Genomic DNA, 15,486 nt, shown 5'->3' with positions numbered 1-15,486 from the left:
GCACGCTGTGCCACAGTACCGAGTATGGACCCACGGTCTGTGGCACACAGCACGGTTTTCCTCTGGCTGGCCGCTCTCGTTCTGACAGGATGCAGCACCGCATCCACCGACGCCTCAGATGCCCTTGCCCAGGACGCTGAGACCCCCAGTCCTCAGGCCTCCGGCTCTGGTCAGACGCAGAATGACGACGCCTCTGGCGGTGAGGGCGCGGAGCCTCCTGCTGACCCTGCTGAGGGGGAGTATTCCCAGCAGGGGGGCGACGTCGTCGTCGAACCTGCGGAGCAGTCCCCGGCCGATCAGTCGCCGCAGCCTCGTGAGGAGCCGCAGCTGGAGGATCTCGACATCCCCGAGGAATGGCTGAGCGACAGCGCGCGCGCATGGCCGGCCTCGGCAGGGTTTGAATCCGGGGTCCCGGTGCTCAGCCGGAGCAAAGACTGCCTGCTGGCCGATCAGCTTCCGGAGATGTTCGGCAGCACCGCAGAGATCACCGATGCTGGATTCGGCCCCTGGGGTCCGGACCCTCAGGCTGAGGACGCCTACCGGCATGTGTGCAACCTGTGGTCCCCGGACGAGTACGCGGGTCGACTGGTGCTCATCCAGGCGGATTCGGAGGCCACCGCGCAGAACACCCTGGAGCACTTCCGCGAGCAGCCCAGCTCGGAGGCACAGCAGAACCAGGTGGAGGAGCTGGAGTACGCAGGCCAGCAGTTCCACGTGTTGAGCCGCTGGTATCTGGCACCCAATCACGGCCGCTATGAGGTGCTCCACTACGACGAGGAGGCGAACGCGTTCGCCGTGCTCGAGCTGACCTACCTTTCGGAGGAGCTGTGGGAGGCGGGCTCGCCGCAGGAGATGGCCGGCTACCTGGTGGACATCCTTACGGCCGGCACAGCGGAGCCCGCCCCAGTAGACTCTGGTGAGTGAGCGAGAACAGCACCAGCACCTCTGCAGAGCTTCCCGAGAAGGTTTCTGACCTCTTTGATCCCCGGCAGTGGCGCCGGGTGGAGGGGTTCGACTTCACGGACATCACCTATCACCGGCGCGTTGAGCGCGACGACGACGGCGCCGTAGTTCGCGATCTGCCGGCCGTCCGCATCGCCTTTGACCGGCCCGAGGTGCGCAATGCGTTCCGGCCTCACACCGTCGACGAGCTGTACCGGGCTCTCGATCACGCACGAATGACCCCCGATGTGGGGGCAGTGCTGCTCACCGGCAACGGCCCCTCCCCCAAGGACGGCGGGCACTCCTTCTGCTCCGGCGGAGATCAGCGCATCCGCGGCCGGGACGGTTACCGCTACGCCGAAGGCGACACCGCTGAAACGGTGGACCCAGCGCGGGCAGGACGGCTCCACATCCTGGAGGTGCAGCGGCTGATCCGCACCATGCCCAAGGTGGTCATCGCGGTGGTCAACGGTTGGGCCGCCGGGGGCGGACATTCCCTGCACGTGGTGGCTGATCTGACCATCGCTAGCCGGCAGCACGGAAAGTTCAAGCAGACGGACGCGACGGTCGGCTCCTTCGACGCCGGCTACGGGTCCGCGCTGCTGGCCCGGCAGGTGGGCCAGAAGAAGGCTCGGGAGATCTTCTTCCTGGCACGTGAGCATTCTGCCGAGGATATGGTGGCCGCCGGCGCGGTCAACGAGGCAGTCGATCACGAGCGCCTGGAAGAGGTGGCCCTGGAGTACGCCGCCGATATTGCGCGGCAGTCTCCGCAGGCGATCCGTATGCTGAAGTTCGCCTTCAACGCCGCCGACGACGGCCTGGCCGGCCAGCAGGTATTCGCCGGTGAGGCCACTCGCATGGGTTACATGACCGATGAGGCGGTGGAGGGTCGCGACGCCTTCCTGCAGAAGCGCGACCCCAACTGGTCCGACTTCCCGTACTACTACTGAGGACAGGCACGGCGCTCCCTGGGCTCAGTTGCGCAGAGGCGCTTCGCTGGTGGAATGGGAGTCCTGCCCGAGGTCAACGACGATCTTCCCGAGCACCCCGCCGGCCTCCAGGGCGGCCTGGACTTCTCCGATCTCCGCGAGCGGGAAGGTTCGGTCCACCACGGGCTCTAGGTAGCCGCCTTCGGCCAGTTGGGTCAGCTCCTCGAACAGTGGCCCCGGGGGTGACCGTGGCCGCCGTCGCACTGGGCTACAGTCTGCGACTCCCACAGGAGCTGCAGGACAGCAGCCGCCAGCTCATTGAGTCGGCCGCCCAGGAGGAGCACGCACGCGCAGCAGCTGCCGCCTCGGAGGAACGTGCGGCGATCGCCAGGGAGCTGCACGATTCCCTGGGTCACCATGCCACTGTGGTGTCGATGCACTCGGATGTCGTCCGGGAGGCAGCGGCATCAGAGTCTTCCACAGTCAAAGACTCAGCTCAGATCATCAAAGGCACAAGTCAGGAGATGCTGACCGAGCTGCGTCGCACAGTTCAGGCTCTTCGCGGCGCGAATCCTTCGAGCGCCCGACAGATTCCGTCCCTAGACCCCGGGTTCCTTCAAACGAATATCTTCGAACCCCTCCCTGTGCAGGTTCACGCAGATATTCAGGTGGTCGAGCAGCCTCCGCCGGCCGTCCAGTCTGCTGCTCATCGGATTCTCCAAGAATCCCTGACGAACGTGGTGCGGCACTCCATGGCCGATACGGCTTCAGTCACTGTCCTCGGCTCACCCTCTGAAGTACACCTGATCATCACCGATCCTGGGCCCGCCCGAGCTGAACCCGAGAGAACTCCCGGATATGGGATCGCCGGCATGAGGGAACGTGCCGAAGCCCTGGGAGGCTCCCTGAGGGCCGCCTCCGACGGTGAGGGGTTCACCGTGGAGGCGCGACTCCCCATCCCCTCACATGAAGAGAACTCATGATCCGTGTTCTGCTTGTTGACGACCAGGATCTGGTGCGCGCAGGTCTGCGTGCAGTGCTCTCCAACGCCCCCGACATTGACGTCATCGCCGAAGCCCGTCACGGCGAAGAAGCTGTCCAGACCGCGAAGCTGGAGCAGCCCGACGTCGTGCTGATGGATATCCGCATGCCGGTGCTCGACGGGATCCGCGCCACCGAGCAGATCACGGGCCTCCCCCACCTTGCGGGAACGCGGGTCGTGATTCTCACAACTTTCGACGACGATGACGACATTGTTGATGCCGTGCGAGCAGGCGCTGCGGGCTACCTGCTCAAGGACACTGGTTCGGAGCAGCTTCGGGAGGCGGTCCGAACGGTGGCGGCTGGAGGGAACCTGCTGTCACCGCAGATCACCCGCAAGGTGATGGAACACATGGCTGCGCAGCCTGAGCCTGATGTGGCCCCAGCGGTGGACCTCTCAGCCCTGACCGAGCGGGAGAGGGAGGTGCTGGTACGGGTCGCTCAGGGCGAGACCAATGCAGAGATCGGCGCTGCCCTATACCTCAGCACAGCCACGGCCCGGACCTATGTGAGCCGCATCCTCGCCAAGCTTCATGCCCGGGACCGGACGGAGCTGGTCATCATCGCCCATCGGGCAGGCCTCGTGCGCTGAAGACAGCTGAGCCTCATTGCTCGACCGTCAGATCCTCCAGCCAGTCGCCCCAGTGCTGCTTCCACTTCTCCGCGGCCTGCGGGTCCGGGAGCTTCTCATGGGTGACCACCAGCTTGCAGCCCGCTGCCGCCGGCTCCACGCGGAACTGCAGAACACCTACGTTCTCCCCAGTTTCGGCGTCCGCAAGGGAGAACTTCGGCGCCTTTGTGGTGGGCTTGGAGCGCGGCTGGGAGGACAGGCCGGGCAGCAGAGCGGCGCGGGCGTCGTCGTCGTTCAGGCGTTCTCGGAACTCAGCACCGTCCAGGGGCAGGGTCTTGGAGCGGGATACGCTGAACGTGCCGTCCTTCATCTGGCCCGGCAGCCGCAAACCGGTGATCCGCTCATACCCCACAGTCACGCCCTGAGCCCACCAGCCGTCGACGCCGTGCTCCTCCACCAGCCAGGCAGCGATCGCAGCGTGACCGGCGGCGCGTCCAGGGCCGGCGTCGATCAGCGCCACCCATTCGTCCCAGCCGCGGCCGGTGTTCTCCCGAATTGTCGCGTCACTGACGTCAGGTGCCGCGCCCTGCTTCTCCGCCATGGTGGGTTCCTTCGGTCTGCTCGATGTGCCGTTCTCGCCATCATAATGAGGAGCACATGTTGACCTTGACGTTGCGTCAACTTCTAGCGTGGTGCTCACTGCTGAGAGGAGAAGAGGATGAGAGCGGTCAGCGAAGGTGACCAGTCCCAGGAGTGGTCGATCCAGGAAATCGCCCGCCTGACCGGAACCACCAGCAGGACCCTGCGCCACTACGACCAGATTGGCCTGCTGCCGCCGTCACGTGTGGGATTCAACGGCTACCGGCACTACAACGCCCAGTCCCTGCTTCGGTTGCAGCGGATCCTGCTGCTGCGGCAGATGGGGCTGGGGCTACCGGAAATCGCTCGTGCCCTAGAGGGTGACAGCTCTGATCAGGCGGCGCAGACGCAGGTGCTCCGGGAACACCTTCAGGCTCTCTGTTCCGAACAGCAGCGGCTGGGGCGACAGATCGCTTCAGTCCAGCACACGATCACAACTCTGGAAGGAGGTGGTGAGCTCATGGCGGACACGATGTTCGATGGGTTCAACCACACACAGCACAAGGACGAGGTCATTCAGCGCTGGGGCGCCGACGCATGGAAGCGCAGCAACACCTGGTGGGAGGGCCTGAGCGCGGAAGAGAAGCAGCGCTTCACCGACGACGTCGAATCCCTGAACGCCGCCTGGCGCTCCGCCGCCGACGACGGCGTCGCCCCTGACTCCGATCGAGCCCAGGACCTGGCCTCGCGGCACGTGGCATGGCTGGACAGGGTCCCCAGCGCTCCGCGAACTGACGGCCGCCTCGACCCCGCCTATTTGCTCGGCCTGGCCGAGATGTACGTGGCCGATGAGCGGTTCGCCGCCAACTACGGCGGCGCAGAGGGCGCCCAGCTGGTGCGCGATGCCCTGACCGAATGGGTGCGACGCAGTCGCAGCTGAGGGTGGGCCGTCAGGAAACACCTCCGCCTGACGGCCCACCGTGGCGGCCTCTGACTCAGCCGTCTTTCTCCACCGGCATCCAGAGTTCACAGGTGGCGTCGGTTCCGGTGAAGCTCAGATACCGCAGCAGGGTCGGGCCGGGGCGCAGCCGCCACGGGTTCGAGGGGAACCAGTCAGTGGCAGTGGCCGCCCACAGCTTCTGCAGCACCTCAGGGTGCGGACCCTCCGAGGCGAAGACCGCCCAGGTGCCGGCGTCGACCGAGATGGAGTCCAGGCCTTCCGGTACCTGGGCGCCTTCGGCGAGCGCGACGCCGTGCAGGTAGGTCAGCATGGACCCCTCGGCCGCGTCGGGATCTAGACCGTAGGTGATCGACAGGATGCCGGAAGGATCGCCGTCGTTGGTCTCCGTGAGCCGGTGGTTCTGCTCCTCGGTGATCGACTCGATGTGCTGCTGGATATGCGGGTTCACCCCCTCGTAAATCAGGGGGACCTGGGCGGCATGACCGGCCAGAGTCAGTTCGGGTTTTTCGGTGATGGTGATGTTCATGGTGGCATTCCCTTCTACGCTCAGGCGGAACCGGAGCGTGGATTGTGTGCGGAGAGGACCGCCATCACGCCGCGCCTCCCAGCGACTGGGTCGCGAAGTAGCTCCTCGCCCAGCGCTCTGCGCTGTGCTTGTCGACGAGTATCCTGCGCGCAGGTCCGGGCATGGCATCAGCCTACGTCCCGGGCTCGACGGTCGGCGGCCGGCGTTGAACAGGGGCGAACTCCCGGATCCGGGGCGTGAGGTGGTGCGTTCGCTAAGCTGACGGTGACCCGCCTCGCGCACTGACCACTACTGACGGAGATGAAGCATGCCCTGGTTCGGATGGATCGCCATCGCCGCGATCCTCGCTTTCAGCCTGGTGCAGGCCATCAGCATGGTCACCGGACGGCCTCTTCCCGGCGGTTCGGACTCCTCCGAGGAGCTGGAAGAGCTGCGCAAGCGCCTGAAGAAGCTGGAGAAGGCACAATCGGCCGGAGAGCTGGAAGCGCCGAACCTCCCCACCAAAGCGGAGGAGAACATGGCTGCGGAGGACCGGTGGCGGCTGGACATGCTGGAGGCGCGTCTCGAAGAGCTCGAGAAGCGGAACAAGCCCGACGACGGCGCATGAGCGCCTGGGTCGGGGAGGCTCTGGCCGCATTGGAGGCGGCCTTGGCGGGCCGGACGCCGCCGCTGGAGTTCCTGCCAGCTGAGCAAGGAGCCCCGCCCCGCTGGGTGGAACGGCCTGATGTCCACACAGTGTGCCGAAACTGGGGCAACACCGCCGAATCGACCCCTGAGCCCGCAGTTTCAGCACACTCTGCGCCGGCGGTGGGCCAGAGGCAAACAGAGGGTCAGCGCCCGGCAGTGGTGGTCCGCACTTCCGGCTCGACCGGCACACCCAAGCAGACACTGCTCTCCGCTGCGGCCCTGCGCGCCTCGGCCCAGATGACCGCCGAGCACCTCGCCGCCCGCGGGTGGGGCGGCCATGGCCAGTGGCTGCTGACTCTGCAGCCCTCCTATGTTGCCGGCCTCGCCGTGCTCTCCCGCAGCCTGGAGGCCGGCACTGAGCCAGTCCCTCTCCTGGAGCACACCACGGATCCGGAGGCCTTTGCCCACGCCGCCGAGCAGCTCACCGCACAGCACCGCTACGTCTCCCTGGTCCCCACCCAGCTGACCCGACTGCTGAACGACGCCGAACGTCACCCCCGGCTGCGCACCGTTCTGCAGCGCTTTGACGCGATTCTCCTGGGCGGAGGAGCATCCAGCCCGCAGCTGCTCGGCACCGCCCAAGACGCCGGCCTCCGGGTCATGCGCACCTACGGCATGAGCGAAACTTGCGGAGGCTGCGTCTACGACGGCGTGCCGCTTCCGGGCGTCGGCATCGAGGTCGACGACGCCGGCAGGGTCCTGCTCTCCGGCCCTCAGGTGGCACTCGGGTACCTGGACGAACAGCTGAGCGCCGAGAGGTTCGACGCCGACGCATCGGGCCGACGCCGTTTTCTCACCGACGACCTCGGTGTCCTCACCGACGGGGTGCTCTCGATCACCGGTCGGGCCGATGACGTGATCAATACCGGCGGAGTCAAAGTCTCTGCCGAGAAGGTCCGCCAGGCCCTGGAAGCGGATCCGGAGATTCGCGAGGCATTCGTGACCGGAGTCGAGGATCCCGAGTGGGGCCAGCGGGTAGCCGCCGTCGTCGTGCTGGAGCGGTGGCCGGAGGATGGGTCCTCCCCCTCACCGCACAGCGGCACGGAAGAAGCAGCCGTCCGCCCGCCCGAGGAGCGACTCACAGCTGAGTGGCTCGCAGCGTTGAACGCCGGGCTCCGGCAGCAGCTGGGCCCGGCGGCAGTGCCCAAGAGCATGCGATACCTCTGCCGGCTGCCTCGGCTGTCCAGCGGCAAGCCGGACCGGCAGGCCATGCGCAGGATGTTCTCCGACACCAATTAACGTTCGGCGATGGATTTTGACCATAATTTGTGAGGATTTCCGCCCGAACTATCTCCACTTTCCATCACCGAACGCGAGGGTGGGCGCCAGAAAGGGATAACCATGGCAACTGCTGCTCAATGGGTGGCCGGATCCCGGCCCCGCACCCTACCGATGGCCGTGGCCCCGGTCCTGATCGGCGCGACCGCCGCGGCAGCGGCAGCACCAGCGACCCAGGACTTCGCCTACGTGGCCGGAGCCTGGGCCTCGGACTTCCTTTCACCAGGCACGGCCATGGTCCTCACAGCGGTCCTAGCCCTCATCGTCTCCCTGGCCCTGCAGGTGGGCGTGAACTACGCCAATGACTACTCCGACGGCATCCGCGGCACCGACGACGCCCGCGTGGGTCCCATGCGGCTCACCGGCTCCGGTGCGGCACAGCCGCGGCAGGTCAAGCGTGCCGCCTTCGCCAGCTTCGGCGTCGCAGCGCTTGCCGGCCTGGGAATCGTGCTGCTGACCGGACAGTGGTGGCTGATCGGCGCCGGCGCCCTCTGCGTGCTCGCCGCGTGGTGGTACACCGGGGGCTCCAAGCCCTACGGGTACATGGGTCTGGGCGAGATCATGGTGTTCATCTTCTTCGGTCTGGTGGCCACACTGGGGACCACCTACGCCATGGTGGCCGCCGCCACCGTGCGCGGAGTCAGCACAGAGTTCCCGGTGGCTGAGGCGCTCATTGGCGCCGTCTCGCACGGACTCATCGCCTCGGCGCTGCTGATGGCCAACAACGTGCGCGACATCCCCACCGACCGCGAGTCTGGCAAGATCACCCTGGCCGTCCGCCTGGGTGACCAGCACGCACGCCTGAGCTACGTACTCATGGTGGGACTCGCCGTGGTGCTGCCCCTGGGGCTGCTGGGGCAGAGCCTGTGGTTCCTGCTGGTGGCCATCTCCTGGCTGCTGTGCGCCGGACCGGCACGCATCATGCTCAATCCCGGCCAGACCGGCCCCCAGCTCATCAAGGTGCTGCAGCTGACTGGCCTCATCGGCATCGCGTTCGCGCTCACCTACTCGACGGCGCTCCTGCTGGCCTGAGCCGCTACCTCCGCAACGCGCGACCCTCAACGCACAACCTACGAGCGCTGCGGCCCCTCTGGTCCGTGATCGTCGGGCTCGTCACCGTCGGGGGCCTGATCACCTGAGTCGCCGGCGTCGTCGTCTGCCTGTTCCTGCGACGAGGAGGTCCGACGACGGCGTTCCTGCTCGGCCTTCTTGCGCTCTTTCTCCCGACGACGGCGGACCTCCTCCTCGCGGCGGGCCGCCTGGCGGCGCTGGAACTCGATGTTGCGCAGGAACTCCGGGTCATCATCGGGGGCGGCGGGGCCTTTGCGGGGCGCAGCTCCGCCGCGGGACTCCTTGATGCGGCCAAAGGCCATCCACAGTCCCGGGCCCAGCAGCGGCACCAGAATGATGGTGGCCAGCCATGCGGTCTTGGGCATGACTCGCAGGCGATGGCGCGGAGTCTGAAGGCACTCGACCGTGCAGTAGATGAGCAGGCCGAGGGCAACGATTCCTAGCCCGATGAAGACACGTACCACGTTCGTTCGCTTCCCGTCTCATTCTTCGCCTGAGCCGGGTCCCCGGCTCATTCTCTTACCAGGGTAGTTCACCCCGCACCCGGGAGAGTCCCCCCGGCGCCTGGTTCCGCTGTGAGCTAGCGGGATGGCCTCTGCTGGGGATTCTCGGGGCCGAGCCGGTCCTCGGCGGCGGTCTCCTGGGCGCGGTGGAACTCCTCAGCCAGCTCGTCCTCAGCGGCGTTGTCGTCGGCCTCGCTTTCGGCCAGCTTGCGCTTGCTGCCCAGGCGCCGGGCCAGCTGCTCACCGGCGGCCACCCGCCATGAGTTGAAGAACAGGTAGCCCACAGCCCAGGAGATGACCACGCCGCAGATCATGGCGAACGGGACGGTGAACTGCCCCAGGTCCAGATACAGACACGCGAAGAAGACGGCGGCAAAGACGCCCAGTCGCAGCAGCGAGTACTTCAGAACAGCCATGGGTTACTCCGGGAGGCCTGCGTAGGAGTGCAGACCGGGGAAGAAGACGTTGACGACGGCGTAATTGATGATGATGCAGATGAATCCGGCGATGGAGAGCCATGCGGCCCGGTTTCCGGTCCAGCCGCGGGTGGCCCGGGCGTGCAGGTAGCCGGCGTAGACCACCCAAATCACAAAAGTCCAGACCTCTTTGGCGTCCCAGCCCCAGTAGCGGCCCCAGGTCTCTCGGGCCCAGATGGCGCCCGTGATCATGGGGCCCAGGGTCCAGAACACGAAGGCGACCGCGTTGATGCGGTAGGACCAGTTCTCCAGGGACATGGCCTTGGGCACCAGACGCAGGAAGGGCGCGCGGGTCAGCATTCTCTCGCCGCTGGAGAGGTTCTCTCCGCGGGCCAGGGCCTTCTCGCGCTTGCTCTGGGTCAGCTGCAGCACGCTCATGGCGAAGGTCAGCACGAACAGGGCGATCGAGAGCACTGCGAGCGAGACGTGGATGGCCAGCCAGGGGCTCTGCAGCGCGGGCTGGACGTGTCCGATGGGTGTGGGGAATCCGATGGTGGCGGCCACCATCATGGTCACCACCAGCCCGAGCACGAAGACGCCCAGGAAGCGCAGGTCACGGCGGATGAGGGAGACGAGATAGACCAGGGAGACGATCAGGGCGGCACCGACGAGGAACTCGAACATGTTGCCCAGCGGCCAGCGGGAGGCGGCCACGCCGCGGGCGATGACGGCGAATGCATGGGCGGCCACGGCCACTACGCTCAGCGCCACAGCCACGTTGGCCAGGGGCCGCTTGGTGCCCACGTAGGCCATGTCCTCATCGACCAGGTGCTCGTCGTCGGCAGGCAGCGAGGACTCAGCACCGCCGGATACGGCGGCGTCGGTGCTCTCTGAGACGTCCGGTCCGCCGGCTCCGGCAAGTTCACGCGGCCGTGCCTGCGTCTGCAGCGCTGCATGCTCCTCGGCCAGCTCTGCCTCCACCCGGCGGATGGTGGCCGAGCTGCGCGCGGTGTCCACCGCAAAGAGGATGAAGGCCAGGGTGTAGATGAACGCGGCGATGAGCAGAAACAGCTCGCTGTACTCCGCCAGCTCCACGTTGATGGGGGCCAAAGTCAGCACCGGAACGGTGGTGTCGAGTCCAAGCATTCTCAGCTACCTCGTGATTCTCCAGTAGTGGTGTCGGCCGCAGAACCGGCCTCAGCGGCCTCAGGCTCCTCGGGCGGCCGGACCGGCCAGATTTTCTCCAACTGGGTGCGCAGGGCGATGTTCTCGTCCCGCAGGGAGAAGTCCTCACCGCGGGAGAGCAGACCGTAACGCACCAGTGTACGCCCGGCCTCGGTCCTCTCCACGGTCACCCAGGCACGACGACGCCGCAGGAACAGGCTCGCGATAAGACCGCCCGCTGCGGTGAGGGCGAAGATGAGCACGCCCATCTCGCCCGGGTTGTAGTGAATGTCGATGGCGATGTAGTCCTGCACCTCTTCGAACTCAATGGTGCCCATGCCCTCGGGCAACTCAAGGGTCTCCCCCGGGGCCAGGACAATGCCGCCGGCCTCCACCTCGCGGGAGTTCAGGACTTCAAGGTTCTCGGTGTCCAGGACATAGACGTTCTGGGGGATGCCGTCGTCGAGCCCCAGATCGCCGTAGTAGGAGTTCAGATGCAGCTCCGGGTTGTAGAGCTCCGGATCCACCGAGACGGCCAGGCCCTCGCCGGTGTCGTGGGCGGTGGGCAGGAACAGTCCCACGAACCCGAGCTGCTCCGGGGCGGCGTCGGGCGCCTTGACGACCATCATGGAGGTGTAGACCGGGTCATCAGGCCGGGTGATGACCGGGCCGGAGAAGGCCACGTCGCCGTTGCCGTCGCGGACGGTGACCACCGGGGCGTAGCCATTGCCCACCAGGTAGACCTGGGCTCCGCCGAGGGTCAGTGGATGGTTCACGCGCAGTGTGGTGTCCTCCGGCTCAGCGTCAGCGCCGTCCTGAACCGTGACATCTGCGGTGAAGCCGAGCGCCTGGCCGTAGTGCGGGTTGGGCTCGTCGTCGAACATCTGACGGTCGAACTCGCGCTCGAAGTCGTTGAGCCGGATGCTGAAGGGCTCCAGATCCTCTTCGGAGAACCAGGTGCCGGGATAGAAGTTGTCGTAGGCCACCAGCGCGTTGACGAAGCCCTCGTCCTCGATCAGCACCTTCTGCCCGCGGTAGCTGAGCATGGAGCCCAGCGCCACGAACACCAGCACGCCCACCAGGGAGACGTGGAAGATGATGTTGCCGACCTCTTTGAGGTAGCCCTTCTCCGCGCCGACGGAGCCGGTGCCGGCGTCGTCAAGACGCAGCTCGGTCCGGTAGCGGCGCTTCTTCAGGACCCGTTCGGCGTCCTTGAGGGCCTGCTCCGGGGAGGGGCCGTCTTCGGCGAGCTCCAGGGCGCCGTACTCGGGCAGGCGCTGCAGCCGGCGAGGGGTGCGCGGCGGCGGAGTGGTCATCTGCTGCCAGTGCTTGCGCGCACGCGGAATGATGCAGCCGATCAGGGAGATGAACAGCAGCAGGTAGATCGAGGAGAACCAGATCGAGGAGTAGACGTCGAAGAACTGAAGGAAGTCCAGGATCGGCCCGATCGTGGGGTTGTCCTCGATCCACGTCTGCACCGCAAACGCGTCCTGGACTCGCTGCGGGAAGATGGAGCCGGGCACCGCAGCTACAGCCAGGAGCAGCAGCAGCATCAGGGCGATGCGCATGGAGGTCAGCTGGGTCCAGGCCCAGCGCAGCATGCCGAGAACCCCGAGGGCAGGGGCGACGACGTCCTTCTTCGTCTCACTGCCCTGGGCGGCATTCAGCGCGTCTTCGCGGGCGTTGTCGCGGTGAGCCGAGGGCTCGACGAGTTTGCGTGTGCTCATCAGATGGGCATCCTGATCTCGTTGGCGAACCAGTCCTGCAGCGCCCACACCCAGGTGTTCCACACGCCGGTGGCCATGAGCACGCCGATGAGGATGAGCATGCCGCCGCCGAGGCGCATCACGGTCAGCTTGTGACGTTTGAAGAAGTTCACAGCTCGCATGCCGCGCTGCAGTCCCAGGCTGATGAGGATAAAGGGAAGCCCCAGGCCCAGGCAGTAGATGAAGACCAGCAGGGCGCCGCGGGTGTGGTCAGCTCCGGTGGGATCGTAAACCAGAGCCAGCACCGCAGCCAAGGTGGGGCCCATGCAGGGGGCCCAGCCGATGCCGAAGGTGGCACCGAGCAGCGGTGCCCCCAGCAGTCCGTCCGGGGGCCGGCGATGGATCTTGGCCTCACGCTGGAAGATCTGGAAGGCGCCCATGAAGATCAGGCCCATAATGATCACCAGCACGCCCAGCACCTGGGTGACCCATCCACCTTCGAATCGCAGCCACGCGGTGGCCTGGACGAAGACGGCGCCGATGAGCAGGAACACCACACTGAAGCCCAGCACGAACAGTCCTGCGCCCAGCACCATGCGGCCGCGGGAGCGCTCGTGCAGATCCACTCCCGACAGGCCGGTGACATAGCCGAGGTAGCCGGGCACCAGGGGCAGCACGCAGGGCGAGAGGAAAGAGACTAGACCGGCCAGGAGTGCCACCGGAGCGGCCAGCAGCAGGGATCCGTCAACGGCGATTTCAGCGAAGGCGTTGTTCGCCGACAGCACGGGGATCATGCGTCTTGTGCGTCCTGCTCGGCTGAGCCGCCGTCGTCAGGGGTCTCCTCCAGTGCTGAGTTGATCAGCGCACGCAGGGTGCCGGGTTCGATGACTCCCAGGACGCGGGCAGAGACGCGCCCCTCACGGTCCAGCACGAGCGTGGTGGGCACCGCCGACGGCGGCACATAGTTGGTCATTGCCATCATCACCTGGCCTCCGCGGTCCTCCATGGAGGGATAGGTGATGCCGAAATTGCGCTCGAAGGCCTCTGCGGTGGCCTGCGTGTCACGCGTGTTGACGCCGTAGAACTGGACGCCCTCATCCTCGAACTCCTCGTGGATGGCCTGCAGGTCCGGGGCCTCTACCCGGCAGGGGGCGCAGGCGGCGTACCAGAAGTTGATGACCACGACCTCACCCTCCCAGCGGGCGGGGCTGACGTCGGTGCCGTCAAAGAGGGTGGATTCGAAGCTGACGGGCTCGCCGCGATTCTCGGGTGCATACTCCTGCACCGAACCGTCACCGGCCACGTAGTTGGTGCCGTCATTGGCCGCGCGCTGCTCGAGTCCGTCGTCGGACCCGCAGGCGCTCAGCGCCAGGGCAGAGATCAGCGCCCCCGCAGCGAGCGCGCGGAAGGTACGACGACGGGAAAGGGAGTCGGCGGAACGCATCATTGGAAAATTCTACCGGCTGTAGAAGAAACCCGCACACGCGCAGCTACAGGCGCCGGTTCAGGCGCCCGGCAGTGCCAGAGCCTGCTTGCTGAGTTCCTTATTGGGTTCGTGATAGCTCACCGACTCCACGCCGGAGGGGCCGATGTGGAGGCTGGTGATCGAGGTCAGCGTGCATTCGCGGCTGCGCGGATCGTGCCAGAGAGGACGCTGCTCAGCCCACAGACGGGTCACCCAGATGGGCAGCTGGTGTGAGACCACGACGACATCGGCCCCGTCTCCGTGCTCCTGGACCGCCTGGTCTGCCAGATCCTTCACCGCCGCCAGCACGCGCGTCACCTGCGCCTTGTAGGGCTCTCCCCAGGAGGGACGGAAGGGATTGATGAGCAACGGCCAGTGCTTGGGCCGGCGCAGCTGCCGCTTCACCGAGGAGAGTCCCTCGAAGGCATTCTCAGCTTCCAGGACCCGCTCCTCGATGGTGACCGGAAGCCCGAGCCGCTTCGACAGCGGGGCGACGGTCTCCTGGGCACGCTGCAGCGGAGAGGAGGCCAGCAGGTGAACCGGGCGGCCGTTCTCTGCACGGTCACCGAAGTAGTCAGCGATCCCCTCTGCCATGCGACGGCCCAGGTCAGAAAGGCCGAAGCCCGGCAGACGCCCGTAGAGGACTCTGTCCGGATTGTGCACTTCACCGTGGCGGACCAGATGGACGGTGGCTTCATACATGTTCCCAGTCTCGCACAGCGCTACAGTGACACTATGAGCACCTCACAGCACGACGACGAGCGCCCCGAACCTCGTTACGGGCGCTATGCGCCCAACACCGGTCAGGAACAGAGCTCCGAGGGCCAGGGCGGCTTCGCCAGCCCCTACGGTTCTCCCGAGGACAAGCCCCGTGAGAAGTCTGCACCGCAGAGCCCCTACGGCCGGAATCCCTACGGCGACAACCCCTACAGCGCCCCCGAAAACAGCCCTTACGGCACACCGACTTGGGGCCATCCGGAGCAGCAGCGCAGCTCGGGCAAGTCCGAGGCCTGGCAGGACAACCCTGCCCAGCAGCAGCTACCCGCCGGCCCGGTGGCGCCTCCCAAGCGTCCGGGCACGCTGCTGACCGCCCTGTTCCTGATGCTCGGCGCGGCTATTCTCTCCCTGGCCTGGGGCATCTACTCCCTGATGACTCTTCCGGTGATGGACCCCAGCGACGTGATGGGCTCCACACAGGCAGAGATCTTTGAGAGCCAGATGACGGCTCAGGCCGCGAACGATCCCCAGCTGCAGGATCTGAGCACCCAGGAACTGATGGAGTTCATGATGCTCACCCTGGGAATCATGGCCCTGGTCTGGTCACTGGTTCTGCTGGCCGTCTACATCACCATGGCGTTTGTGGGCACCATGACCGGTCAGGTGGGCCGCATCCTGGCCACCATCTGGCTCTCCCTGAGCCTGGGGATGCTCCTGCTGGGCTTCAACGGCGCCTCGTACGGCATCATCGCCGCGGTGATCATCGCCAGCCTCGTAGCGCTCGTGATGCTGTGGATGCCGGCTACCAACGCCTACGTCCAGGAACGGCGCGCCTATAAGGAGCGACGCCGCGCCGCGCTGTATCAGCGCTAGTTCCGCGGGCGGGGACACCCCGCCACGCTCTCGGCGAGCTCACGCTCGCCATCACAC

19 protein-coding genes are annotated in these 15,486 nt (G+C 66.4%); 9 read left to right on the top strand and 10 right to left on the bottom strand.

Annotation, left to right across the window (positions count from 1 at the left end):
- Positions 1 to 24: 24 nt before the first annotated feature.
- Both RH857_RS03305 and RH857_RS03300 read left to right on the top strand, forming a co-directional pair.
- Complete coding sequence (locus tag RH857_RS03305; protein WP_310536554.1) at positions 25 to 924, top strand: hypothetical protein; 900 nt, start codon at positions 25 to 27, stop codon at positions 922 to 924.
- The gene (locus RH857_RS03300) at positions 921 to 1,892 is read left to right on the top strand and encodes a 1,4-dihydroxy-2-naphthoyl-CoA synthase (protein ID WP_310536553.1); all 972 of its coding nucleotides are present in this window, start codon (positions 921 to 923) and stop codon (positions 1,890 to 1,892) included. Before RH857_RS03305 ends, RH857_RS03300 begins: the two co-directional genes overlap by 4 nt.
- Before the next feature lie 24 nt (positions 1,893 to 1,916).
- On the opposite strand, the gene RH857_RS03295 is transcribed toward RH857_RS03300, so the two are convergent.
- Positions 1,917 to 2,135 (bottom strand): zinc-binding dehydrogenase, encoded by a 219-nt coding sequence (locus RH857_RS03295; RefSeq protein ID WP_310536552.1) that lies wholly within the window; start codon positions 2,133 to 2,135, stop codon positions 1,917 to 1,919.
- Between RH857_RS03295 and RH857_RS03290 the strand changes: the two genes are divergently transcribed.
- Complete coding sequence (locus RH857_RS03290) at positions 2,120 to 2,854, top strand: sensor histidine kinase (protein WP_310536551.1); 735 nt, start codon at positions 2,120 to 2,122, stop codon at positions 2,852 to 2,854. The genes RH857_RS03295 and RH857_RS03290 overlap by 16 nt on opposite strands.
- Positions 2,851 to 3,504 carry a response regulator transcription factor gene (locus RH857_RS03285; protein ID WP_310536550.1) on the top strand — a complete coding sequence of 218 codons (654 nt, stop codon included), beginning with the start codon at positions 2,851 to 2,853 and terminating at the stop codon, positions 3,502 to 3,504. The genes RH857_RS03290 and RH857_RS03285 overlap by 4 nt, the downstream gene beginning before the upstream one ends.
- Before the next feature lie 13 nt (positions 3,505 to 3,517).
- Here the strand turns inward: RH857_RS03285 and RH857_RS03280 are convergent, their stop codons facing one another.
- Complete coding sequence (locus RH857_RS03280) at positions 3,518 to 4,084, bottom strand: DUF4287 domain-containing protein (RefSeq protein ID WP_310536549.1); 567 nt, start codon at positions 4,082 to 4,084, stop codon at positions 3,518 to 3,520.
- A 117-nt stretch (positions 4,085 to 4,201) separates the two neighbouring features.
- On the opposite strand from RH857_RS03280, the gene RH857_RS03275 reads away from it, so the two are divergent.
- Positions 4,202 to 5,002, top strand: a complete 801-nt coding sequence (locus RH857_RS03275) for a MerR family transcriptional regulator (protein ID WP_310536548.1) — start codon at positions 4,202 to 4,204, stop codon at positions 5,000 to 5,002.
- 55 nt (positions 5,003 to 5,057) lie between these two features.
- Here the strand turns inward: RH857_RS03275 and RH857_RS03270 are convergent, their stop codons facing one another.
- Positions 5,058 to 5,549, bottom strand: coding sequence for a GyrI-like domain-containing protein (locus RH857_RS03270; protein WP_310536547.1), 492 nt, complete (start codon positions 5,547 to 5,549; stop codon positions 5,058 to 5,060).
- A 307-nt stretch (positions 5,550 to 5,856) separates the two neighbouring features.
- Between RH857_RS03270 and RH857_RS03265 the strand changes: the two genes are divergently transcribed.
- The 3 genes from RH857_RS03265 to RH857_RS03255 all read left to right on the top strand — a co-directional run bounded on the left by RH857_RS03265 (position 5,857) and on the right by RH857_RS03255 (position 8,546).
- Positions 5,857 to 6,156 carry a hypothetical protein gene (locus tag RH857_RS03265; RefSeq protein WP_310536546.1) on the top strand — a complete coding sequence of 100 codons (300 nt, stop codon included), beginning with the start codon at positions 5,857 to 5,859 and terminating at the stop codon, positions 6,154 to 6,156.
- On the top strand, positions 6,153 to 7,475 hold the full coding sequence (locus RH857_RS03260) for an AMP-binding protein (RefSeq protein ID WP_310536545.1): 1,323 nt from the start codon (positions 6,153 to 6,155) through the stop codon (positions 7,473 to 7,475). Before RH857_RS03265 ends, RH857_RS03260 begins: the two co-directional genes overlap by 4 nt.
- 102 nt (positions 7,476 to 7,577) lie before the next feature.
- Positions 7,578 to 8,546, top strand: a complete 969-nt coding sequence (locus tag RH857_RS03255) for a 1,4-dihydroxy-2-naphthoate polyprenyltransferase (protein ID WP_310536544.1) — start codon at positions 7,578 to 7,580, stop codon at positions 8,544 to 8,546.
- Positions 8,547 to 8,584: 38 nt separating this feature from the next.
- Here RH857_RS03255 and RH857_RS03250 read toward each other — a convergent pair whose 3' ends face one another.
- From RH857_RS03250 to RH857_RS03220, 7 genes are all read right to left on the bottom strand, one after another.
- Positions 8,585 to 9,049 (bottom strand): PLD nuclease N-terminal domain-containing protein, encoded by a 465-nt coding sequence (locus RH857_RS03250; protein ID WP_310536543.1) that lies wholly within the window; start codon positions 9,047 to 9,049, stop codon positions 8,585 to 8,587.
- 116 nt (positions 9,050 to 9,165) lie between these two features.
- On the bottom strand, positions 9,166 to 9,504 hold the full coding sequence (locus RH857_RS03245) for a DUF4229 domain-containing protein (protein WP_310536542.1): 339 nt from the start codon (positions 9,502 to 9,504) through the stop codon (positions 9,166 to 9,168).
- Between the two features lie 3 nt (positions 9,505 to 9,507).
- The gene (ccsB, locus tag RH857_RS03240; RefSeq protein ID WP_310536541.1) at positions 9,508 to 10,650 is read right to left on the bottom strand and encodes a c-type cytochrome biogenesis protein CcsB; all 1,143 of its coding nucleotides are present in this window, start codon (positions 10,648 to 10,650) and stop codon (positions 9,508 to 9,510) included.
- Positions 10,651 to 10,652: 2 nt separating this feature from the next.
- On the bottom strand, positions 10,653 to 12,395 hold the full coding sequence (gene resB, locus RH857_RS03235; RefSeq protein ID WP_310536540.1) for a cytochrome c biogenesis protein ResB: 1,743 nt from the start codon (positions 12,393 to 12,395) through the stop codon (positions 10,653 to 10,655).
- A complete protein-coding gene (locus RH857_RS03230) occupies positions 12,395 to 13,168 on the bottom strand; it encodes a cytochrome c biogenesis CcdA family protein (RefSeq protein WP_310536539.1) in 774 nt (257 codons plus the stop codon). Before RH857_RS03230 ends, resB begins: the two co-directional genes overlap by 1 nt.
- Complete coding sequence (locus tag RH857_RS03225) at positions 13,165 to 13,818, bottom strand: TlpA family protein disulfide reductase (RefSeq protein WP_374761114.1); 654 nt, start codon at positions 13,816 to 13,818, stop codon at positions 13,165 to 13,167. The genes RH857_RS03230 and RH857_RS03225 overlap by 4 nt, the downstream gene beginning before the upstream one ends.
- A gap of 60 nt (positions 13,819 to 13,878) precedes the next feature.
- Positions 13,879 to 14,541 carry a histidine phosphatase family protein gene (locus RH857_RS03220; RefSeq protein WP_310536537.1) on the bottom strand — a complete coding sequence of 221 codons (663 nt, stop codon included), beginning with the start codon at positions 14,539 to 14,541 and terminating at the stop codon, positions 13,879 to 13,881.
- Between the two features lie 33 nt (positions 14,542 to 14,574).
- Here RH857_RS03220 and RH857_RS03215 point away from each other — a divergent pair, with 33 nt between their 5' ends.
- A complete protein-coding gene (locus tag RH857_RS03215) occupies positions 14,575 to 15,429 on the top strand; it encodes a hypothetical protein (protein WP_310536536.1) in 855 nt (284 codons plus the stop codon).
- The last annotated feature ends 57 nt before the right edge of the window (positions 15,430 to 15,486 follow it).

Source organism: Nesterenkonia flava (assembly GCF_031432335.1).
GTDB classification, from domain to species: Bacteria; Actinomycetota; Actinomycetes; order Actinomycetales; family Micrococcaceae; genus Nesterenkonia; species Nesterenkonia flava.
This window is presented reverse-complemented; position numbering and strand designations above follow the sequence as displayed.